The organism is Celeribacter halophilus (assembly GCF_900114135.1).
GTDB classification, from domain to species: Bacteria; Pseudomonadota; Alphaproteobacteria; order Rhodobacterales; family Rhodobacteraceae; genus Celeribacter; species Celeribacter halophilus.
In genome coordinates this window covers 39,684-60,247 of the sequence record NZ_FORY01000009.1, presented here as the reverse complement: position 1 = coordinate 60,247, position 20,564 = coordinate 39,684, and the positions used below count along the sequence as shown (strand labels likewise).

Here is a 20,564-nt window from a genome sequence, read left to right as displayed (position 1 = left end):
TGCTACCTCTCACGAGAGACAAAACCCGCTCAGCGGCGGCTGTCACTCTCGAAATAGGCTGCGTTCTGCTCCCTGATCCGTTCGATCGTCGAATCGAGCCGCGACAAATGGAGCTTTCCGGCGGCGACCGCTTCCTCCGGCTCGCCCGCAATGACATGGCGGGCAATGGTCTCGTGATCCTCGATCAAAAGCGGCATCCGGTTTTCTTTTTCAAGACCGAGCATGCAAAGCCTGTCGACCTTGGATTTCTCCGCACGAATGACATCGAAGGCAAAGTCGGCACCGCTGATGTCGCAGAGCAATTTGTGAAAGTTGTAATCCATCGAGGCGAAGGAATCGTAGTCGCAATTCTCCAGCGCCGCACGTTGTTCGGCCAGCGCGGCCTCAAGCGCAGCCGCATCTTCGGCATCACAACGAGCCGCAGCACGGCGCAGCACTTCCGCCTCCACGGCGGCGCGGATAAAGCGGGACTTTTCAATCGAGCGCGTGGAGAAGCGTTTGATCTCTGTCGCCTTCTGCGGACGAATAACCAGAAGATCCATATTGGCCAAACGGGTGAAGGCATCACGCACAGGCTGTCGCGACACCCCGAACCGCGCGGCGATTTCCGCTTCGGATATTTTCGTGCCGGGCAGCAGTTTAAGCGAAATGATTTCCTCGTAGAGGTGATCTGTTACCACATCTACGCCGGTGCGACGGTCCCAGTTTGTATTCAGATCTGCCATTCGTCTCGCTCTTTGTTGCTTCGCGCACAATAGGGGTAGAGTGCCGTAAGTTCCAGTTCCTTGACCCCGCCTGACACACGCATTTGCTCATGCGGCCTATGCAGTTTCGGGCGGTCGCGCTTTGCAACCGCCCGCGTGCTCCGTCAAGACGCCGGTCAGACAGCTCCGGGCATCAGTTTACGCGGCAACCACAGGGCAAGTTCGGGAAACAGGATCACCAGCAAGAGGATGATGAGCATCGGGAACAGGATGATCACAACATCACGCAGCACTTTGACCACGTTGATCTCCCCGATGGCCGCCGAGATCAGAAGACAAAGCCCGTAAGGCGGTGTCACCAACCCGAAGGCCAGAGAGATAATGCCGATGATTGCGAAGGTGACCGGATGGATTCCGGCGCTTGCGGCCACAGGCATCAGGACCGTGCCAAGAATGATGATCGTCGGGATCGCGTCGATGAACAGCCCGAAGAGCAAGAAGAGCAAGGCGATGACAAGCCCTGTGCCGAAAGGCCCTGCGTCGAGCATGGTCATCCATCCCACAATCAGGGTTGGCACTTTGTAAAAGGCCAGTAGCCAACCGAAGGCCGTTGCCGTGCCGATGGCGAACAGCGAGATGGAAGCGAAACGTCCGGTGTCATAGAAGATTTCGCCCAACTGCCGGAAGCTGACCGTGCGGTAGACGAACAGGCCGAGGATCATGGAATAGAACGCGGCGATGATGGCGCTTTCGGTCGGGGTCACGATGCCGCCGATGATGCCGCCGACCACGAAAACAGGGGTGAGCAGCGCAAGGATCGCGCCACGCAACGCGGTCCAGAAGCTGGCCAGTGTCGGGCGGTCGCTAATCGGGTAGCCGTAGACCTTGGCATAGCCATAGACGGTTGCGAGCAATGCGCCGCCGATCATCAGCCCCGGAATGGCACCGGCAAGGAACAGCCCGCCAACGGAGATTTGCATGACACCACCCCAGACCACCATCAGGATACTCGGCGGGATAATCACCCCCATGACAGAGGAACAGGCGGTAATCGCAACGGCGAAGCGCAGATCGAAACCCTCGCGTTTCATCGCGGGAATGAGGATTTTGCCACAGCCCGCCGCATCTGCGGTGGAGGAGCCGGAAATCCCCGCAAACAGCATGGAGACCATGACATTCACATGACCCAGACCACCCGGCATCCAGCCGGTGAGCACACGGGCCAGATTGATGAGCTTGTCGGTGATCTTGCCGGAATTCATCAGGTTGGCGGCCAGCAGGAAGAACGGCACGGCCAGAAGGATGAAGGAATTATAGGACTGGAACATGCGGTCCAGCAGGATGAAAGGGGTCAGCCGCAGGTCCAGCACCACGACGGGCACGGTGGCGAGGCCGAGCGCAAAGGCAACGGGCACGCGCAGCATGACAAGGAGAAGAAAGCAACCCACGAGAACCGCGCAGGCCATTCCGGTTGAAACGATCATACTGCGGCGCTCCTTGCGTTGCGGAAATTGGCAATCACCTGCGTCAGGCGATAGCTTGCAAAGATGGCCCAGACAGCGCCCGCGATGGGGACCGACACATGGGTGACGAACATATTGGCGTTCATCATCACCGAATGCTGGAGTGCGCCGAATTTGGCATAGGCAACGCCATACCATGCAAACATGATGCCGAAGGCGATCAACAGGACGAGGACAAAGCCGTTCTGGATCAGCGTGCCGAGGGGCGAGGTTGCGTCAGGAAGCACCAGCACCGCGAAATGGGTGCCGTCCCAGACGGCGATCATGGACCCTATCATCACGACCCAGACAAAGATGAAGGTCGCCAGTTCTTCGGTCCACAAATAGACCGGAATGACACCGGTGTAGCGGGCGAGAACCTGTGCGGCGACCGGAATGGCCAGCGCCATAGTGAGGAGTGCGATCACGACCCTCAGGCCACGGCAGAACTGTTCGAGAAATTTACCAATCATGTGTTGTGCCTATTCTTTCTGCGCGAGAAAGCGCGAAGGACAAAACGAAAATGCCGGGAGCGATACTCCCGGCATTTCAGATATGCGCCTTATTTGCTGCGGATCGCAGCCAGCAGCTCGTTCGCTCCAAGCTCCGCGGCGTAGGCGTCCTGCACGGGTTGGACGATTTCGAGCATCTGGTCACGGCCCTCGAACTCGCTCACCGTGATCTGACCGGCGTCAATCATCTGTTGCAGTTTCTCGCCATCCTCGCGGCTTTCGAGATCACGACCGAAGGCACCGGCTTTGGCGCCGGCATCAAGCACCACCTGTTGCAGGTCTTCCGGCAGTTTGCGGAAAGTCTTGCCGCTCATCACCACCGGACGCACCGTGATCGTGTGCTTTGTCAGGGTGACGTTCGGGGCGACTTCATAGAACTTGAGATTCTGGATAGAGGCCGCTTCGTTCTCGAACCCAGCAATCACGCCGGTCTGGATGGCGTTATAGACCTCATTATAGGCAATAGCCGACGGGGCCGCGCCCAGCGCCGAAAAGATTTTCGCCTGAATAGGAGCACCCATCACACGCATCTTGTGGCCGGACAGATCGTCCATATTGGCAATGGCACCATCCGACACAAGGTTCCGCGTGCCACCGCCCGCATAACCGATCACCTTGATGTCGGCCTTCTCGTAAAGCTCGTCTTCAAGTGGGGACAACACATCTGAGGACAGCACCGCGTTCCAGTGTTCGAGATCACGGAACAAAAACGGCATATCCATCAGAGGAATAGACGGAGAAAACACGGCCATATTTGCCGGTGCCATCACCGCATAATCCACCGCAACTCCCTGTTGAAGGAAGGTCACGAAATCGCTTTCATCGCCCAACTCGCCGTTCAGGTGCATCTCGAACTCGATATCACCGTCATAGCTTTCCGAAACCAGCCGCTCGAATTCGCGCAGTGTCTTGGTGTAGGCATGTTCCTCGTCAAACATGCTGGCCCCGCGCAGAGTGACTTCTGCGGATGCTGCTCCGAGCATTCCCACCGTCAAAGTGGCGGCAAGTCCGACAGCCTTGGCTGTGGCGCGTGTAGGTATCTTGAATTTCATGGTTTTCCTCCCTTTGAAAATCTCACAAAGAGCCGCTTGCCGTTCCTCCGCGACATTTACGGCCCCCTCACAGGTCACCCTAATATAAAAGAATACTAGTCTACCAGTTTTAATTTTCCCTTTTTTACATTTGCATACTTGTCGCAATCTGAGACTCGCGCTCACTCCGACAATGCGCCAATCACCGGATCGGGCAATCAAGACGCAGCGAGGGCATCAAACTAACCCTTCTTCGCTATGTCTCAGGGCCGCGATTATGCCGCGCAGCTCGGCCAGACCTTTAAGCCGCCCGATTGCGGGGTAGCCCGGCTGGGTCTGGCGGGTCAGGTCGTCGAGAATATTCTGGCCGTGATCGGGCCGGAACGGGATGGAGCAATCCGCCCGCCCCGCCGCACGGCGCTTGCGTTCCTCGAGCAGCACGGCGGCGACCAAACCCACCATATCCGTGCCACCGCCAAGGTGTTCGGCCTCGTGGAAACTGTTCACCTCTGCCTCGCCTTCGACCCGAACATTGCGCAAATGCAGGAAATGCACACGATCTCCAAGCCGCTCCATCATTCCCGTCAGGTCATTGTCCAACCGCGCACCGAGCGAGCCGGAGCATAGGGTGATCCCATTCGCAGGCAGGTCCACCGCCTCGACAAGGGCGCGATAGTCAGCCTCTGTCGACATGATGCGCGGCAGGCCCAGAAGCGGGAACGGCGGGTCGTCAGGATGACAGCACAGACGCAGTCCGAGGTCTTGAGCGACAGGGACAACCTCGGTCAGGAAGTCTGTCAAATTGCGGCGCAGACGATCGGGCGCGATATTGTCATAGACAGCAAGCCGTGCACGAAATTCGTCAAGGGTCAAGTGTTCGGCGGCACCGGGCAGGCCACTGACAATGTTGCGGGCCAATGCCTCACAATGGGCAGGCGTCATGGCCGCGTGGCGGCGAGCGGCCTCTTCCACAACCTCCTCAGTGAAACTTTCCGCCGCACCGGGGCGTTGCAGAATGTGAATGTCAAAGGCGGCAAAATCATAGAGATCAAACCGCATACAGGTCGCACCATTCGGCAGGCGATGCGCTAGATCGGTGCGCGTCCAGTCGATCAGCGGCATGAAATTGTAGCACACCACCTCGATACCTGCCTCAGCCAGATTTCGCAGGCTTTCTTTGTAGTTTGTTATGTGCTCTTTCCAACCGCCGCTCTGGCGCTTGATGTCTTCGGAAACGGGCAGGCTTTCAACCACCACCCATGCCAAACCCGAAGGCGTGCCATCCTGCATAAGGCCCACTTCGTCCTGACGGCGGGCGATTGCCTCCGGCGTCCAGATCTCTCCGGGCGGGATGTGATGCAGGGCGGAGACGATACCCTCGACACCGGCCTGACGGATATCATCAACCTTGATCGGATCCTCTGGCCCGAACCAGCGCCACGTTTGCCGCATCTATGTCCCCTCCCCTGCTTTCGCGTTGTCAGTCGATGTTTTTCACAGTTTGCAACTTTTCAACTGGTATGCAAGTATTCCAGATTTCAAATTTCCATGCGAAAGGACATGGATTGAGGCCGCTCACTCCGATTTCGTCCATGACAGAGGGGGCTGTCTCCTTGCAGGTTTGCGCGCGCATCCGCGACCAAATCATTCGCGGATCACTCGTGCTCGAACAAAGGTTTTCGAAAACGAAGGTCGCAAGCGCCTTTGACGTATCCCCTCAACCGGTGCGCGGCTCTTTCATCCGGCCCTGACAGGGAACCGGCTTATGACCTTGTGACAACTGGCCTTTGTGCCTGCATTCAGTTAGCCAAAGAGAAATGAACAGGATGGAGAGACACAATGAAAATCGGATTTATCGGCACGGGCACCATCTCCGAAGCGGTGATTACCGGCATGATGAGAGCCGGCCTTGATATTGATGAGATCATTGTCTCTGCACGAAGCCGGAAAACCTCGTCCGATCTTGCGGCGCGTTATGGATGTGTGAGCGTCTGTGAGGACAATCAGGACATCGTTAACCAAAGCGACCTGCTCTTCCTCGCCGTCCTGCCGCAGATTGCAGAAGAAGTCACCACCCCGCTGTCATTCCGCGCCGATCAGGAAGTCTGTAGCCTCATCGCCACGATCCCTGTCGAAAAGATCACCGCTTGGGGTGGCGAAGTGGCCCGCATCACCCGCGCCGTGCCCTTGCCGCCGGTCGTCGAGTTGAACGGCATCACCGTGCTATCCGGCCCGTCCGAGCGCGTGGAAACGATCTTCAACGCGCTGGGCGGTGCCATCGTGACAAAATCCCTGCGCGAGTTCGACGCCTACACGGTTCCCGGATCAAGCATGGGGCTGTATTTCGGCATTCAGGAACTCATCGCGGAATGGATCAAGGATCAAGGCGGCGACCGTCAGGAAGCCCGCCGCTTCATCGCCAGCCTCTTTGCCGCACTCTCGCGCACCGCAGAACAGAGCGAAGACAGCTTTTCCGTCCTGCGCTCGGAACACTCCACCCCCGGCGGTCTCAACGAACAGATGTTCCGCGTCTTTTGCGGCTCTGGCGGGAAAGATGCGCTGAACGACGCCATGAACACCGTAGCCGACCGCATAACCAAAGCACGCAGTTAACTTTTAGCGTTTGGCGGCGGGCCCGATCACTTATGTGCTCGCCGCAGACAAACCTGCGACAGCGTTATGCGTGGTAGGATTTGGTCTAAAGGGGGGGGAAGAAGTGGTGCCGGTGATAGGACTCGAACCTACGACCCCATCATTACGAATGACGTGCTCTACCAGCTGAGCTACACCGGCACTCTTGCCGAAAGCCTCGCTTCCGGCGTGAGCGGGTCTTTAGCACCCTCTGCAAAGAGTGTGTAGCCCTAATTTGCACCCTTTGCATTTTCCTCTTCGTCAAAGGGCGTCACGTCGACCAAAGTCGGAGCATTTTCCGCGTCTTCGACCTCTTCCGCCTCGTCAGTTTCCACCGGTTCCGGCATTGCGCCGACGATCATCGGGAGCATTTCGGTGCCGGATGGCATGGCCACTTCGGAGTGAGTCGGCTTGCGCCAGCTCAGGGTGTCGAACCCGCCGCACTGGTCACAGACAGGGGCCCATTCCGAGTGGATTGTCTGGCAATTGTCGCAGACCCATTGCGGGCCGCGCGGTGCGGTCAGGGCGCGGGTTAGCCAGCCACGCACGACGACATCTTCGGCCCCTTCCCCGCGCTCGATGGCCGCGAGGATGGTGAGGCTTCGTGCAGTCGGATTCATTTCGGCCAAATCGCCCAAGGCGCGGCGTGCGGCAGGGAAGTCCTCGGCGGCGATATAGAGTTCCGCCTGAAGCATTTTGCTTTCCGGATTTTCGGGATGCACCTTGGTCAGGGCCATGAAGCGTTTGATCCGTTGCGCGGGCGTTTCATCCGGCTCGATTCGCGCAAAAGCGGCGGCGAGATCGGGATGCGGTTGCGCTTCCCATGCCTTTTTGATGACGCGTGTCGCCTGACGTTTCTTACCTTCGGCCACATATTCGTCGCAGGCCATAACCGCCGCAGGGATGAGATCGGGAGACTTCTTGTTGGCCTCGATCGCAGCTTCGCGTGCTTCGATAGAAGCGCCCTCTTCGAAGACACCTTTGGCTTGAGACAGGGCCAGAACCGCGTCGCGGCGTTTGTGCACATCGCGCGGAATGGCACCGTGTTTCAGCTTGGCCGAAAGGGTCGAACGCGCGGCGGACCAGTCGCCTTTTTCGGCCTGAAGCCGCAAAAGAATGTCCTGTGTCTCAACATGTTTCGGCTTCAGCGCAAAGGCTTTCTCCGCCAGTTTGAGCGCCGTTGTCGTGTCGCCCTCGTCGAGCTTTTGCTTCATGATACCCTGAACGCCGACGAAACGGGTGCGCTCGTCCGCGACGAGTTGCTTGAAGGCGCGTTCTGCGGTGCGTTTGTCCCCATTCATCACGGCGGCCTGCGCCTTGAGAAGGTTGGTCAACTCCGGCTTCTGGAGATATTTTTCCGCCTTGGCCGCTTTCGACAAGGCCAGACGCCCGTCCCCCGTGGCCAAGGCCATCATGCCGTCGGTGACAGCTTCGATGCCCTTTTTCTCACGGTTGCGGTCGAAATAGCGCGAGATGGCTGTCTCGTCGCCCAGCAGGAATTTGACCAGAGCGACCAGCAGGCCCAAGAGTTTCAGCGCCACATAAATCGCAACGATCAATGCGACCAGCGCCAGCACCGCTTTGAATGGCGTCAGGGTGATTTCATAATTCCCAAAAGCGATCTGTGCGCCGCCTTGGGTTTCCATCAACACCGTGCCGCCATAGGCCAGTGCTGCGACAAGAACGACGAAAACAACAATTTTTACGAGAGACCAAAGCATATTTTTCGCCTTCCTTATCGACCAAGAAATTCATCAAGGGCGATCATCACATCTACCCGTTTCTGCGCCTGTGCGATCCAGTCCTGCATCTCGGCCTTGCCTGCGACCGGCAAGAGATCGAGCGTGGCAATCGCCTCGGCAAAGAGACCGTCGCGCACGGATTGTTCGGCGCGTGACAGAACGGCATCCGCGTCATCCCCCTCTTTCGGCGTGGTAGACCTCAAGCCGATCTGGGTTTGCAAGGCGGTCTGGAACCAGTTCTGTTCACCGGCTTCATACGCGGCCCGCGAAGATGCGACCAAAGCCGCACGCGCCGCGTCCGAATAGCTCTCCTGAAGGGCGGAAACGCTCGGGATTCCTCCTTCGGCGGCAAGTTTCAACGCCTCGGGAATGTCATCCCCGAATTCGGACAGCACACTGTCGAAAGGTTCACCCGCATCAACACGCGTCTGGAGGCGTGATTTCGCAGTCGCAATGCGTGCGGCGGTTTCTTCCGCAACGGCTTGTTCTTTGGATTCTTCCAGCCGTGCGATCTCGCTATCCAGCAAGTCCTGCATTTGCGCCAGTTGGCGTTCATATGCGGCGGTGGCTTCGGGCGACACAATCGCCTCGGCGACAGGGCGGGCCTCGATTTCGGTCATGCGGGCCTCAAAACCCGCGAGTTGTTCTGCAATTTCGTCCAGCTTCGCAATGTCATCGCGTGTGGCAAACTTGGTCTCAAACTCGCTCCGAAGATCGCCCAGAGCGGCGGTTTGCGCGGCGGCACTGCCTTCTGTAACGGACTTGATCTCGGCAAGCTGCCCCTCAAGCGCGGTGATCTGTTGCTCCAGTTCCTGCGTGTTCGCGCCCGGAAACGGCCAACCCTCAGGCTTCAGGAATTGCGCACCTGCATATCCCAGCGCGGCACACACCACACCGCCCAGAACCATCGGGATAAAGCCGCCGCGTTTGACCACTTGTGTCGCAGGCTGTGTTTCGGAGGTTTCCGGCGCGGCAGGTTCTACAGCTTCTTCTGCCGCTTCGGCCTCTGCCTCTTCCGACTCTGGCGCATCACTGTCATCCGCGTCCGTCTCGTCACTCGGGGTTTCATCGTCGGACACCTCTGGCGTCTCGGCGGTTTCTTCTGTCGCTTCGGGTGAAGTCAGGTCAGGCTCCGGTGTCACTGCTTCTTCTTCGGCTGCAACATCCTGGGCCTGCGTGTTTTCCGTTTCAACACTCACAGCGTCCTGAGAAGTTTTCTTGTCACCTGACACGAGACCTACCTTTCGAATCCAAAACCCATTTGCACAATCACAGCAGAAGCCTAGTCCCTGTGACCTTCCCCCTCAAGCGGCTATCTTGCCAGATGCGACGCAATGGCCCGCACCATAGCCTGCCCGTCAGGACGTTCAAGGCAGATGCCGCTAACAGGCGTAATACCCGACCAGCCATCCAGACAGGCTTGCGACAGACCGATCAGCGACACATCCCCCGCGAAGCCCTGCAGCTTTTCCGCCGCAAGTCTGGCGGATCTCGGAGAGTAGAGCGGCAAGAGGAGGTGCGACTGCGCATGAATATCCTGCCGTTCTGCCTCGCTCCATCTCCGTGGCACCTGCTCATAGGTCACGCATGATTTTGTCTCTAATCCAGCCGAACTCAAGCGATCAGAGACATTGCCGCGCGTATGTCGGCCATGAAGATGCAATGCGCGTTTTCCCTTGTGCTGCGCCAAATCAGCGACCAACGCCTCCGCATTGGGATAGACCGCACAGACCCTATGCCCACGCGCCTGAGCCGCCGCACGCGTGGCTTCGCCCACGCAGTAAACCGGCAAACCAAGAAAAGCATCTCCGGCAGGGACCGCGTGACGTGAGGTCAGCAAGAGATAGTCGAACGACATATCCGGCACGTCAAACGGCAGCGCGCAAATTTGCATCACTGGAGCGATCAGGACGTGCAGATCGGGAACACACCGCTCCAGTTCCTGTGAAAGGCGCTGCGCATCATCTTTCGGGCGCGTGATCAGAACGGTTGGGGGCAATAGCGGTCTCGGGATTGTCTGGCTCTTGTTAGAATGATACCTCCCAGACACAGGTTGAACAACGTCTGCTGATGACCGGTCATCGAATAACCGTGGGGAGACACAGGTCGTGAATGAGATTTCGGTCCTTGGTGCCGGTGCTTTTGGGACAGCTCTGGCGATTTCTCTGGCGCAATCCGGACGCAAAGTCACGCTTTGGGCGCGCTCTGCCGAGGCCGCGACCGCGATGCAAAAGCAAGGTGAAAATGCCCTGCGCCTGCCCGGCAAGCCGTTTCCCGAACCGCTCGACGTTACCTCCGATCTGGCGATGGCGACTGCAGCGCCGATCCTGTTGCTTACTGTCCCCATGCAGCAACTCGCGCATTTCGCAGAGGAAAATAAGGCCCGATTCCAGCAGAAAACACTTGTGTCCTGTTGTAAGGGCGTGGACCTGAAAACCGGACGCGGGCCGATTGCCGTGTTGGAAGACACCGTGCCCGATGCAACCGTCGCCATTCTGTCCGGCCCGTCTTTTGCGGTGGATATTGCCGACGGGCTGCCCACAGCCCTCACCCTTGCCACGCGGGACAAAGCCGTTGCGGTCGCGCTTCAGACACGGCTGAGCACCGATAACATTCGCCTCTATACCAGCCTTGATCCCGTGGGGGTGGAGTTTGGCGGTGCGCTCAAGAATGTCATTGCCATCGCCTGCGGCCTCGCCATCGGTGCCGGATTTGGTGAAAGTGCGCGGGCGGCTCTGATGACCCGAGGTTTTGCGGAAATGCAACGTCTGGCCGTCAAACAAGGGGCTGATCCCATGACCCTTGCCGGATTGTCAGGTTTTGGCGATCTTGTACTGACCTGCACCTCTGAAAAATCGCGCAACTATTCGCACGGGCTTAAACTTGGACGCGGGGCGGACATCGATCCCTCCGTGACCGTCGAAGGTGTCGCGACAGCAAAAGCCGTTGCGCATCTGTCCGCGACGCTTGGCGTTGATATGCCGATTACCAACGCTGTGACCCAAATCCTGAACGGAAACCTGTCCATTTCCGAAACTGTGGAGCTTTTGCTCTCTCGACCATTGAAAAGGGAATAACTTATGAAATTCGCGATCATTGCGACCGACAAGCCTGATAGCCTGCAAGTCCGGCTCGACACCCGTCCCGACCATGTCAACTACCTCAAAACCTGCGGAGTTGTGGAGCAGGCCGGCGCGTTGCTGAACGAGGCGGGTGACATGTACGGGTCTTTGGTTATCATCGAGGTGGAAGATAAAGTCGCTGCGCAAGAATGGGCCGCAAATGACCCCTATGCGAAGGCGGGACTTTTTGCGGATGTGCGTATCGAGGCTTGGAATCGGGTGATTGGCGGATGAATTACTGGCTTTTCAAATCAGAAGCTGAAGTGTGGTCCTGGGATCAGCAGGTCGCCAAGGGCGAAGCTGGCGAGGAATGGGACGGCGTACGCAACTATCAGGCACGCAACAACATGCGGGCCATGAAGCTCGGAGACCGCGGGTTCTTCTATCATTCCCGCAAGGAAACCGAGATTGTCGGGATCGTCGAAGTCTGTGCCGAAGCGCATCCGGACAGCAAGGCCAATGATCCCCGCTGGGAATGCGTGGACATCAAGGCCGTGCGCCCTTTCACCAAACCTGTGACCCTTGCCATGTGTAAGGAAGATCACCGCCTCAAGGATATGGTTCTGGTGAACAACAGTCGCCTGTCGGTCCAGCCCGTGACCGAAGAGGAATGGAAGATCGTTTGCGAACTTGGCGAAACCGATCCGTCCTGATTTTAAGGAAATAAAAGGAGGGTCCCGACCCCCCGGGACCCTCCACCACCCCACGTGCTCCCAAGCACCACACGCGTTCGAATATCTGGGTCCGGGCCATCCTAGTCCGTGATCTCACATTAGCGGATTGGGTGATTCCGCACAAATCAGAAGTAATTCGCATTGAAAGTGAATTGGAAACTTCTGCTTAACCCGCGCACATCAACCGGACACACAAAAGCCGCCCCCGATGAGAGAGGCGGCTTTGTCATCACGGGCCGGAATATCAGCTATAAACAGCTTCTTTGCCGAAGTGCTTGACCAGCAGATAGTAGAAAACAGCGCGGTATTTGTTGCGCTCGGATTTACCATAGGTCTCGATTGCGGAATTGATCGCATCCATCAGTTCGGGACCGTCGGCAAGGCCAAGTTTTTTGATGAGGAAGTTGTTTTTAACCGTTTCCAGTTCGCTTTCCTGAGACGATGCCACAGTGGACGCATCGTCATTGTAGATCGCGGGGCCACAGCCGATGGTCACCTTGGTCAAAAGATCCATATCCGGCTCCATGCCGCATTTGGTTTTCAGATCCTCGGCATATTTGGCGATAAGCTCGTCACGTTTTCCCATTTTATTCTCCCAACATTCAAAGGGTTACAAGGCTCAACTCAAAGCCTCGAAAGGCTTGGACAGAGCCTAGTGGGATCACGAGACAATACAAAGGGAAAATTTAACAGAAAATGCCCCCTCACGCGGGATAGGGGGCATTCTCAATCGCATGGATCAATAGCGGTAGTGTTCCGGTTTATACGGCCCATCGACTGTTACACCGATATACTCTGCTTGCTCCTTGGAAAGCTGGGTGAGTTTGACCCCAATCCGTTCAAGGTGAAGCCGCGCCACTTTCTCATCGAGATGTTTGGGCAGGATGTAGACATCATTTTCGTAATTATCGCCGTTGGTCCAAAGCTCCATTTGCGCCAGAACCTGATTGGTGAAGGAGGCGGACATCACGAAAGACGGGTGACCGGTCGCATTGCCAAGGTTCAACAGACGCCCTTGGGACAAGAGGATGATCCGGCTGCCCGAGGGCATTTCGATCATATCAACCTGATCCTTGATATTCGTCCATTTGTGGTTCTTGAGCGCAGCCACCTGAATTTCATTGTCAAAATGGCCGATATTGCCAACGATAGCCATGTCTTTCATCGCGCGCATATGCTCGATGCGGATGACATCCTTGTTGCCGGTCGTGGTGATAAAGATATCGGCGTCGCTTACCACATCTTCGAGAAGCACCACTTCAAACCCGTCCATAGCGGCCTGAAGCGCACAGATCGGATCGGCTTCGGTCACTTTGACACGCGCACCGGCACCGCGAAGCGAGGCGGCGGAGCCTTTGCCGACGTCGCCATAACCGCACACAACCGCAACCTTGCCAGCCATCATCACATCCGTTGCACGGCGGATACCGTCCACAAGAGATTCCTTACAGCCGTATTTGTTGTCGAATTTCGACTTGGTCACGGAATCATTCACGTTGATCGCAGGGAAGGGAAGCTGATCCTTTTTCACCAGATCATAGAGACGGTGCACACCGGTGGTCGTTTCCTCGGACACACCCTTGATCTGGGCGCGCATCTTGGTGAACCAGCCGGGCGTTTCCGACATGCGTTTCTTGATCTGCGCCTTGATGACCTCTTCCTCTTCGGAGGTCGGCACAGCAATAATGTCCTCACCGTCTTCGGCACGCGCGCCGAGCAGGATGTAGAGCGTCGCATCGCCGCCATCGTCAAGGATCAGGTTCGGCCCCTCGGCAAACTGGAAGGATTTGTCGAGATAATCCCAATGTTCTTCAAGGCTTTGACCCTTGATCGCAAATACCGGAATGCCGGCGGCGGCAATCGCGGCGGCGGCGTGATCCTGAGTAGAGAAGATGTTGCAGGACGCCCAGCGCACATCAGCACCCAGTTCCACAAGCGTCTCGATCAGAACAGCTGTCTGAATCGTCATGTGCAGACTGCCAACGATCCGCGAACCTTTAAGCGGTTTGCTCTCGCCGTATTCCTTGCGAAGCGCCATCAGGCCCGGCATTTCAGTTTCCGCAATATCAAGCTCTTTGCGCCCGAACTCCGCGAGAGAGATGTCTTTTACGATATAATCGGTGGCCATGGTCTGGCTCCTGCATAAACATGGTTGAGTTGGCCGCTGATTATCAGCTTGACCTCATCCTTACAACGCAGAGCTATTGATTTCAGGTTAAGGCATTTCGCAAAACACATGCAGCCGCGGAAAATTATGGAAACCTCGTGAAGGCTTGGATACGAAAGCGGCGGAAGAAAAGAGGATAACATGGCTCAACCGCGCGCGTGGCAACGAATGCTTTCAGGTCGGCGACTCGATTTGCTGGACCCGACCCCCATGGACATCGAAATCGAGGACATTGCGCACGGGCTGGCCTTTGTCGCGCGCTGGAATGGTCAGACCCACGGCGACTATGCCTATTCCGTGGCGGAACATTCCATTCTGGTCGAGGAAATCTATCGCCGTCTTTACCCCAAAGAGCCGGTCAAATGGCAGCTCGCGGCCTTGCTGCACGATGCGCCGGAATATGTGATCGGGGACATGATCTCGCCTGTGAAAGCCGCTATTGGTCCTGACTATGGTGAATTGGACGACCGGCTGACCGCTGCCATCCATATCCGTTTCGGACTGCCTGCAAAACTGCCTGCGACGGTCAAGAAAAGGATCAAAAAGGCGGATAAAGTGTCTGCGTGGTTGGAAGCAACGCAAATTGCGGGGTTTTCGGTTGAAGAAAGCAATAAATTCTTCGGCAAAATGGATTCCGCACTGATCGGAGACCTGAAGCTCCGCCTGCGCCCGCCGATGGAAACGCGCATCGCCTTTACCGAACGCCACGCGGCGCTCATGGCGGCGCTTTAAGTCGGGTTTCTTGCGTCTCGAACCAAGCCCAATAGACATAAAAAGACCCGCCGAAGCGGGCCTTTTTACAGTGTTGTCAATCAGAGACTGATGCGGCGGTTCAGCTGAAAATTCAGCTCATAACGCATTTCGCGTCTCTGACGTTGTTCGCGCTCCATCAAAGATGTGGCCGAGCGCGACGGAGCGGAGAACAGGGATTTGAGTTTGGACATGGGAGCGCCTCATACGATTTCTATCTCCCTTCTCGCACCACTTGTCGATTCTACGAAGTTCATATGGCTTTTCCTATGTAAGCTGAGCTAACATGTCCCTATGGATTGGAAAGACATGCCCACGCTCGCCTCGTTGCGCGCCTTTGAAATTGCCGCGCGTCTCGGCAGCTATTCGGCTGCGGCGCGGGCGTTGAACGTCACCCATGCGGCGATCTCGCAACATATCAGAAGCCTTGAAACCCATCTGGACGAGAAACTCTTTACCCGCGCCGCGCGTGGCATGGAGTTGACGCAGGCGGGGCACGCGCTGTCCGGGTCTCTCACGGAGGGTTTCGGCATGATTATCAGCGGTGTGCGGGCGATCACGGACGAGCGCACCCATCGGCCCGTCATCATCTCCACAACACCGACCTTTGCCGAAGTCTGGCTTATGCCGAAACTGGGCGGGTTTTGGACCGAGCATCCGGACATCTACCTGCAAGTTCAGCCCTATATGGGGTTGAGCAACCTGCGGTCCGAAGGGATCGACGTTGCGATCCGTTTCGGGGCCGGAGACTGGCCGGGGCTGGATGTCGTGCCGCTTCTGATGAGTCCCTTCGCGGTCGTGTGCAGCCCCGACTATACGGAGGCCGAGTCACTCGACGAGATGGGGGATTTGAACGAGATCTACTGGATTTTCTCCGAATTCTCGTCAGAGCAATATGCGTGGGGAAATCGCATTGGCATGGATTTCAAACAGCAGGACTTTAGAGAACTGGCGAGTAATGCGCTGACGCTCTCTGCAGTGCGTTCGGGTCTTGGCGTGTCGATCCAGTCGCGGGTGCTGGTCGAAGATGATATCGCGTCAGGACGTATGAAAGTGCTCTACGAGGGCGATCCTGAAGGCATTGGTTATTACATTGTCACCCTGCCCGGTGTGCTCTCACCTCAGGTCAAGACATTGCGCAACTGGCTTTTGCGCAATGCCGAGGATGTGACGACCGTCGAAGAAATCGAAACCGAAATCAGCGAAGAAAGCGACGCGCTTTAAGCTGCCGCGCAACAGACCTTAGCGCGGCGAACGCTTTGCCAGAATACGCTGCAACGTGCGGCGGTGCATGTTCAACCGGCGGGCGGTCTCAGAAACATTGCGGTCACAAAGCTCGTAGACGCGCTGGATATGTTCCCAACGCACCCGATCCGCCGACATCGGGTTTTCCGGCGGCGGCGGCAGTTCCTTGCCCCCGGCCACAAGCGCATTCACGATGTCATTGGCATCAGCCGGTTTTGACAGATAATCCGTCGCGCCGATCTTGACCGCAGCAACGGCGGTTGCGATGGCGCCATAGCCGGTCAGCACGACGATGCGGCTGTCCGGCCGTTTCTCGCGCAGCACTTCGACCACATCAAGGCCGTTCCCATCCTCCAGCCGCAAATCCACCACGGCATAGGCGGGCGGGCGGGCGGTGGCGATGGCTTTACCTGCCGCAACCGAACCGGCGGTCTCGACCTCAAAGCCACGTTTTTCCATAGCCCGTGCAAGACGCCGCAGAAATGGCTCATCATCATCGACGAGGAGAAGCGATTTGTCCTCACCTAAGTCAATCTTTTCATCCACGCTCATCTGAGCCCTCCTGCCAGCGGCATCTATCCTATACGTTTTGTCGGGTTTTAGAGCGCCGTCGGTGACGGGTCAAATTTTACCCTGCGGCGTCAATGAAACATGCCACCCGATCCGCCATCTGTTCCGGTGTGTCGTCACGTTTGAAAAAGTCCACAAACCCGATTTCGGGGAACACAAGATAGGTGAATGTCGAGTGATCGACGAGATAGTATTCGGGATCACCGTCCTGCTTTTTGTAATAGGTCTTGTAAGCGGTAGACGCGGCTTTCACCTGTTCCGGCGTGCCGGTCAGTCCGATCATGTCCTCATGAAACAGACTTGTAAACTCTTTCATCACCTCGGGCGTGTCGCGCTCCGGATCAATGGAGATAAAGGCCGTTTGCGCATCATAGCCGCGCTCTTCCAGAAGCCGCAAAGCATCCGCATTGCGCATGTTGTCGAGCGGGCAAACGTCCGGACAGAAAGTATAGCCGAAATACAGGATGGTCGGTTTTGTGAAAACATCCTGATCCGTGACGGTCACCCCGTCCTCATTCACAAGCTCGAAAGGGCCACCGATGGCGGCCGTTCCACCGCTTACGGCGGCGGCGCGGCATTGTGCAAAGGCATCATCACCTGTGGATTGCGTTGCATACCATGCACCTGCGCCAATCACTGCAACAAGCACAACACCTGCCGAAATGGCTATGGTTTTTACGGACATATCTATTCTCCTGATCGCTTCGCATTGATTGCGTCAAAAGCAGTGACTATCAAGGGGCTTAATGCCGCAGAAGGTCGATTACGCCCATGATAGAGAACAGAGACGACCTTGTGACCGTCGAACGCCGATCCGACTGGGTCAGATTGCGCACATTGGTTGCCCTGCGATGGATTGCCATTTTGGGCCAGATCGCCAGCATCATGGTCGCAATTCTCCTCTTCAAACTGCATCTGGAAATCGGTGCATTCGCGGTCATCATCGGCGCCTCGGTCATTCTCAACATCGTGGCCAGTTTCATTTACCCCGAAAACACACGTTTGAGTGAACGCGGAGCAACCTTGATGTTGCTCTTCGATATCACCCAGTTGACCTGCCTTTTGTATTTTTCGGGCGGCCTGACCAACCCGTTTTCCGTTCTTATCCTAGCACCCGTGTCGATTTCCGCCTCGGCTCTGCGCCCGAAATCCTCGATCCTGACCGGTTCTGTCGCCATCGCCTTCGTCACCATTCTGGCCCTCTATCATGTGCCTTTGCATCTGAACGACGGGGCCGAACTCATCATTCCGGACATTTTCCTCTTCGGAAACTGGGCCGCAATTGTCATCGGGATCATCTTTCTCGGCGTGTTTTCATGGAAGGTCACCTCCGAAATCCACACCATGTCCCAAGCCCTTCTGGCAACACAGATGGCTTTGACGCGCGAGCAGAAACTCACCGACATCGGCGGGGTCGTCGCAGCCGCCGCCCATGAGCTTGGCACACCTCTGGCCACGATCAAGCTGGTGGCCGGAGAGCTGGTCGACGAACTCAAGGATCAGGAGGTTCTTTGCGAAGATGCGCAACTGATCCACGATCAGGCGGACCGCTGTCGGGACATTCTTCATTCGATGGGGCAGGCGGGGAAAGACGATCTGCACATGCGTTTTGCCCCTCTGCAAGCCGTCATTGACGAAGCTGCCGAGCCGCATACCGGACGGGGCAAATCCGTCAGTATCGAGGTCTTGGGGTCCGAAGACGGCTCGGACCAGCCTTATGTTTACCGTAGGCCCGAAATCATCCACGGCTTGCGCAACCTCATCCAGAACGCTGTGGATTTTAGCGAAACGACGGTCTGGATCGATATTTCTTGGAGCGCCCGCCGTATTACATTGCGCATCATTGATGACGGTGCCGGTTTTCCCGCCTCGGTGATCGGTCGGATCGGTGATCCGTTCATGCGCCACCGGCGTTCCGAGCGGGAGGCCGAAAAGAGACCCGGCTACAACGGGATGGGGCTTGGCCTGTTCATTGCGAAAACGCTTTTGGAGCGCACCGGTGCGGAGATCACCTTTGCCAACGGTTCGGACCGCCATGACCAGCATCTCCATGCGGGGCGTCGCTCCGGTGCTATTGTCGAGCTAAGCTGGCAGCGCGACCGAATTAGCGTGGCTGAGGGTGAAGAGAATAAAGCCTTGGGCGAAAACGCACCGTTTGAAAGGTGAAAATGTGGCGATAAAATGTCGCTTCTTGCCACATTAACGTAGCATTAACTAAAAAGCCGGAAAGTCTTCCCATCGCGAACTCGTAGCTTTGATGGGAATCACATGTCATTCGACCTCCTGTTCACTTTTGCGGCCCTGCTTGTCGGGAGCCTCGCCGTTGCTTTTCTTGTCCTATACAGCCTCGCATGGCTTGCCGGTCGCAAAGAAAAGCAAACCACTCTCGCGCTGGAGAGTCAAGATACCGACATCGTCTTCCTGTTTGATGACGAAACCCTCGTCAATGCGACCTCGGCGGCGCAGAGCATTCTGTCGGCGGCTGTGGATGTGGGCTCTGACTGGTCGCGTTTACTCTCTGTTCTGATCACGAAATTCCCGACGCTTCAGAATGATATCTCTGATCTGGCGGAGCGGGGAAAAATCGACATTGAATCCAGAGATGGTAGCTCCGTTTTAAACTGTGAGTGGCGCAATGGTCTGGCGCGTATTTCCCTGTTCGATCAGGAATCCGACCACATCCCGCTCAATCTCGACCGTCACTCGATTGCCGCCATGGAGGATGAGTTGGAGACACTACGCGCGACAACGGAACATGTTCCGTTTCTGGTGTGGCGTGAGCTTGAAGATGGAACGATCAGTTGGGCAAACAGTGCATATATCGCGTTGGCAGATCGTCTCTCGGAGGAAGATACACCAAGCTGGCCACCCGCGTCGCTTTTTGACACACAACTACTGTCAAAGGCCGAACCGAATGAAAACCGGCGTCTCAGCCTGAAAGACGAGAGTGGAAACACGCATTGGTATGATGTCTATCGCTTCAAGCTTGGTGACAGCTTTCTCTATACCGGCAGCAATGTTGATCGCACCGTCAAAGCCGAGGAAACGCTGCGCGAATTTACCCAGACTTTGACAAAAACATTCTCGCACCTGACCATCGGTCTCGCCGTTTTCGACCGCAACCGTCAGCTTGCGCTTTTCAACCCGGCTTTAACCGACCTAACCTCGCTTCCCGCCGAATTCCTGATCACCCGCCCGACGCTGATCTCGTTTCTGGACCGCCTCCGCGACAGCCAGATGATGCCGGAACCCAAAGACTACAAGTCATGGCGGCAAGAAATGGCGGAATTGGAAACGGCAGCCGAAGATGGCACTTATGAAGAGGTTTGGACTCTGCCTGGCGGCATGACCTATCGGATCTCGGGCCGCCCGCATCCCGACGGCGCAATCGCTTTCCTGTTCGAGGATATTTCCGCAGAAATGTCACTCACCCGACGCTTCCGCTCCGAAATCGAAACGGGGCAGGCGGTTCTCGACAGCCTGTCCGAAGCGATTGCCGTCTTTTCCAGCGATGGCACATTGGTGATGGCAAATGCCGCCTACACACAGCTCTGGCGCCTTGATCAATTGGAAGGGCTTGCCGAAACAAGCATTTCGGATGCCACCCGTGTCTGGCACACAAAATGTGCGCCGACCCCGATCTGGAGCGATTTCCGTAAATTTGTCAGCCGCACAGGGGAAAGGGCTGAATGGTATGGCCAGACCCGCTTGTGGGATGGTCGCCGCTTGAACTGTCGTTTCACCCCGCTTCCTTCGGGCCAGACACTTGTCGGGTTCTCTCCGGAGGAACGCTCGAACGCACTAAGACCCGCGTTGAAAACGCAAACCCACGACACGCGATTTATCAAAATGTGACGGCACACAGCTGTGTCTTGCCCTTGTGTCCGGTGCGAAGGGGGCTAAAGTCGGACGGT

General features: G+C 56.8%; 21 protein-coding genes and 1 tRNA gene. 8 read left to right on the top strand and 14 right to left on the bottom strand.

Going from position 1 to position 20,564, the window contains the following annotated elements; genetic code table 11:
• Positions 1 to 29: 29 nt before the first annotated feature.
• The 5 genes from BM152_RS10930 to uxuA form a co-directional block, all read right to left on the bottom strand.
• Positions 30 to 725, bottom strand: a complete 696-nt coding sequence (locus BM152_RS10930; protein WP_066601039.1) for a GntR family transcriptional regulator — start codon at positions 723 to 725, stop codon at positions 30 to 32.
• Positions 726 to 880: 155 nt separating this feature from the next.
• Complete coding sequence (locus BM152_RS10925) at positions 881 to 2,188, bottom strand: TRAP transporter large permease (protein ID WP_066601037.1); 1,308 nt, start codon at positions 2,186 to 2,188, stop codon at positions 881 to 883.
• The gene (locus tag BM152_RS10920; RefSeq protein WP_066601035.1) at positions 2,185 to 2,679 is read right to left on the bottom strand and encodes a TRAP transporter small permease; all 495 of its coding nucleotides are present in this window, start codon (positions 2,677 to 2,679) and stop codon (positions 2,185 to 2,187) included. Before BM152_RS10920 ends, BM152_RS10925 begins: the two co-directional genes overlap by 4 nt.
• Positions 2,680 to 2,768: 89 nt before the next feature.
• Complete coding sequence (locus tag BM152_RS10915) at positions 2,769 to 3,770, bottom strand: TRAP transporter substrate-binding protein (protein ID WP_082715303.1); 1,002 nt, start codon at positions 3,768 to 3,770, stop codon at positions 2,769 to 2,771.
• 216 nt (positions 3,771 to 3,986) lie between these two features.
• On the bottom strand, positions 3,987 to 5,201 hold the full coding sequence (uxuA, locus tag BM152_RS10910; RefSeq protein WP_066601033.1) for a mannonate dehydratase: 1,215 nt from the start codon (positions 5,199 to 5,201) through the stop codon (positions 3,987 to 3,989).
• A 387-nt stretch (positions 5,202 to 5,588) separates the two neighbouring features.
• Between uxuA and BM152_RS10905 the strand changes: the two genes are divergently transcribed.
• Entirely contained in the window at positions 5,589 to 6,362 is a 774-nt protein-coding gene (locus BM152_RS10905; protein ID WP_066601031.1) for a pyrroline-5-carboxylate reductase, read from the top strand.
• Positions 6,363 to 6,466: 104 nt separating this feature from the next.
• On the opposite strand, the gene BM152_RS10900 is transcribed toward BM152_RS10905, so the two are convergent.
• The 4 genes from BM152_RS10900 to BM152_RS10885 form a co-directional block, all read right to left on the bottom strand.
• Positions 6,467 to 6,542, bottom strand: a tRNA-Thr gene (locus BM152_RS10900).
• A 68-nt stretch (positions 6,543 to 6,610) separates the two neighbouring features.
• A complete protein-coding gene (locus BM152_RS10895) occupies positions 6,611 to 8,101 on the bottom strand; it encodes a heme biosynthesis protein HemY (RefSeq protein WP_066601029.1) in 1,491 nt (496 codons plus the stop codon).
• Positions 8,102 to 8,115: 14 nt separating this feature from the next.
• On the bottom strand, positions 8,116 to 9,321 hold the full coding sequence (locus BM152_RS10890) for a COG4223 family protein (RefSeq protein WP_139222494.1): 1,206 nt from the start codon (positions 9,319 to 9,321) through the stop codon (positions 8,116 to 8,118).
• 113 nt (positions 9,322 to 9,434) lie between these two features.
• Positions 9,435 to 10,121, bottom strand: a complete 687-nt coding sequence (locus BM152_RS10885) for a uroporphyrinogen-III synthase (RefSeq protein ID WP_066601025.1) — start codon at positions 10,119 to 10,121, stop codon at positions 9,435 to 9,437.
• 109 nt (positions 10,122 to 10,230) lie between these two features.
• Here BM152_RS10885 and BM152_RS10880 point away from each other — a divergent pair, with 109 nt between their 5' ends.
• From BM152_RS10880 to BM152_RS10870, 3 genes are read left to right on the top strand one after another with little or no spacing between them, the layout of a single operon-like run.
• Positions 10,231 to 11,199, top strand: coding sequence for an NAD(P)H-dependent glycerol-3-phosphate dehydrogenase (locus BM152_RS10880; protein ID WP_066601024.1), 969 nt, complete (start codon positions 10,231 to 10,233; stop codon positions 11,197 to 11,199).
• 3 nt (positions 11,200 to 11,202) lie between these two features.
• Positions 11,203 to 11,478, top strand: coding sequence for a YciI family protein (locus BM152_RS10875; RefSeq protein WP_066601023.1), 276 nt, complete (start codon positions 11,203 to 11,205; stop codon positions 11,476 to 11,478).
• Positions 11,475 to 11,897, top strand: coding sequence for an EVE domain-containing protein (locus BM152_RS10870; RefSeq protein ID WP_066601021.1), 423 nt, complete (start codon positions 11,475 to 11,477; stop codon positions 11,895 to 11,897). The genes BM152_RS10875 and BM152_RS10870 overlap by 4 nt, the downstream gene beginning before the upstream one ends.
• A 265-nt stretch (positions 11,898 to 12,162) precedes the next feature.
• On the opposite strand, the gene BM152_RS10865 is transcribed toward BM152_RS10870, so the two are convergent.
• Together BM152_RS10865 and ahcY are read right to left on the bottom strand one after the other, a co-directional pair.
• A complete protein-coding gene (locus BM152_RS10865) occupies positions 12,163 to 12,504 on the bottom strand; it encodes a DUF2853 family protein (protein ID WP_066601019.1) in 342 nt (113 codons plus the stop codon).
• Positions 12,505 to 12,657: 153 nt separating this feature from the next.
• Entirely contained in the window at positions 12,658 to 14,046 is a 1,389-nt protein-coding gene (gene ahcY / locus BM152_RS10860; RefSeq protein WP_066601017.1) for an adenosylhomocysteinase, read from the bottom strand.
• 180 nt (positions 14,047 to 14,226) lie between these two features.
• On the opposite strand from ahcY, the gene BM152_RS10855 reads away from it, so the two are divergent.
• Entirely contained in the window at positions 14,227 to 14,817 is a 591-nt protein-coding gene (locus BM152_RS10855; protein WP_066601016.1) for an HD domain-containing protein, read from the top strand.
• A gap of 80 nt (positions 14,818 to 14,897) precedes the next feature.
• Here the strand turns inward: BM152_RS10855 and BM152_RS19635 are convergent, their stop codons facing one another.
• The gene (locus BM152_RS19635; RefSeq protein ID WP_269446551.1) at positions 14,898 to 15,029 is read right to left on the bottom strand and encodes a hypothetical protein; all 132 of its coding nucleotides are present in this window, start codon (positions 15,027 to 15,029) and stop codon (positions 14,898 to 14,900) included.
• Positions 15,030 to 15,144: 115 nt separating this feature from the next.
• Here BM152_RS19635 and BM152_RS10850 point away from each other — a divergent pair, with 115 nt between their 5' ends.
• Positions 15,145 to 16,059 (top strand): LysR family transcriptional regulator, encoded by a 915-nt coding sequence (locus BM152_RS10850; RefSeq protein WP_066601014.1) that lies wholly within the window; start codon positions 15,145 to 15,147, stop codon positions 16,057 to 16,059.
• A gap of 18 nt (positions 16,060 to 16,077) precedes the next feature.
• On the opposite strand, the gene BM152_RS10845 is transcribed toward BM152_RS10850, so the two are convergent.
• Together BM152_RS10845 and BM152_RS10840 are read right to left on the bottom strand one after the other, a co-directional pair.
• Complete coding sequence (locus tag BM152_RS10845; RefSeq protein WP_066601012.1) at positions 16,078 to 16,632, bottom strand: ActR/PrrA/RegA family redox response regulator transcription factor; 555 nt, start codon at positions 16,630 to 16,632, stop codon at positions 16,078 to 16,080.
• A 76-nt stretch (positions 16,633 to 16,708) separates the two neighbouring features.
• Positions 16,709 to 17,335, bottom strand: coding sequence for an SCO family protein (locus tag BM152_RS10840; protein ID WP_066601009.1), 627 nt, complete (start codon positions 17,333 to 17,335; stop codon positions 16,709 to 16,711).
• 86 nt (positions 17,336 to 17,421) lie between these two features.
• On the opposite strand from BM152_RS10840, the gene regB reads away from it, so the two are divergent.
• Positions 17,422 to 18,816: a sensor histidine kinase RegB gene (regB, locus tag BM152_RS10835; RefSeq protein WP_066601008.1), complete on the top strand. Its 1,395-nt coding sequence runs from the start codon at positions 17,422 to 17,424 to the stop codon at positions 18,814 to 18,816.
• A 102-nt stretch (positions 18,817 to 18,918) separates the two neighbouring features.
• The gene (locus BM152_RS10830) at positions 18,919 to 20,505 is read left to right on the top strand and encodes a PAS-domain containing protein (RefSeq protein ID WP_066601006.1); all 1,587 of its coding nucleotides are present in this window, start codon (positions 18,919 to 18,921) and stop codon (positions 20,503 to 20,505) included.
• Positions 20,506 to 20,564: the final 59 nt, after the last annotated feature.

Excerpts from the sequence above, each read along its gene's own strand:
- BM152_RS10930 (WP_066601039.1), bottom strand. The coding sequence starts at position 725 with ATGGCAGATCTGAATACAAACTGGGACCGTCGCACCGGCGTAGATGTG.
- BM152_RS19635 (WP_269446551.1), bottom strand. The coding sequence starts at position 15,029 with ATGTCCAAACTCAAATCCCTGTTCTCCGCTCCGTCGCGCTCGGCCACA.
- uxuA (WP_066601033.1), bottom strand. The coding sequence starts at position 5,201 with ATGCGGCAAACGTGGCGCTGGTTCGGGCCAGAGGATCCGATCAAGGTT.
- BM152_RS10895 (WP_066601029.1), bottom strand. The coding sequence starts at position 8,101 with ATGCTTTGGTCTCTCGTAAAAATTGTTGTTTTCGTCGTTCTTGTCGCA.
- BM152_RS10850 (WP_066601014.1), top strand. The coding sequence starts at position 15,145 with ATGCCCACGCTCGCCTCGTTGCGCGCCTTTGAAATTGCCGCGCGTCTC.
- BM152_RS10855 (WP_066601016.1), top strand. The coding sequence starts at position 14,227 with ATGGCTCAACCGCGCGCGTGGCAACGAATGCTTTCAGGTCGGCGACTC.
- BM152_RS10915 (WP_082715303.1), bottom strand. The coding sequence starts at position 3,770 with ATGAAATTCAAGATACCTACACGCGCCACAGCCAAGGCTGTCGGACTT.
- ahcY (WP_066601017.1), bottom strand. The coding sequence starts at position 14,046 with ATGGCCACCGATTATATCGTAAAAGACATCTCTCTCGCGGAGTTCGGG.
- BM152_RS10905 (WP_066601031.1), top strand. The coding sequence starts at position 5,589 with ATGAAAATCGGATTTATCGGCACGGGCACCATCTCCGAAGCGGTGATT.
- BM152_RS10845 (WP_066601012.1), bottom strand. The coding sequence starts at position 16,632 with ATGAGCGTGGATGAAAAGATTGACTTAGGTGAGGACAAATCGCTTCTC.
- BM152_RS10875 (WP_066601023.1), top strand. The coding sequence starts at position 11,203 with ATGAAATTCGCGATCATTGCGACCGACAAGCCTGATAGCCTGCAAGTC.
- regB (WP_066601008.1), top strand. The coding sequence starts at position 17,422 with ATGATAGAGAACAGAGACGACCTTGTGACCGTCGAACGCCGATCCGAC.
- BM152_RS10865 (WP_066601019.1), bottom strand. The coding sequence starts at position 12,504 with ATGGGAAAACGTGACGAGCTTATCGCCAAATATGCCGAGGATCTGAAA.
- BM152_RS10840 (WP_066601009.1), bottom strand. The coding sequence starts at position 17,335 with ATGTCCGTAAAAACCATAGCCATTTCGGCAGGTGTTGTGCTTGTTGCA.
- BM152_RS10920 (WP_066601035.1), bottom strand. The coding sequence starts at position 2,679 with ATGATTGGTAAATTTCTCGAACAGTTCTGCCGTGGCCTGAGGGTCGTG.
- BM152_RS10830 (WP_066601006.1), top strand. The coding sequence starts at position 18,919 with ATGTCATTCGACCTCCTGTTCACTTTTGCGGCCCTGCTTGTCGGGAGC.
- BM152_RS10870 (WP_066601021.1), top strand. The coding sequence starts at position 11,475 with ATGAATTACTGGCTTTTCAAATCAGAAGCTGAAGTGTGGTCCTGGGAT.
- BM152_RS10925 (WP_066601037.1), bottom strand. The coding sequence starts at position 2,188 with ATGATCGTTTCAACCGGAATGGCCTGCGCGGTTCTCGTGGGTTGCTTT.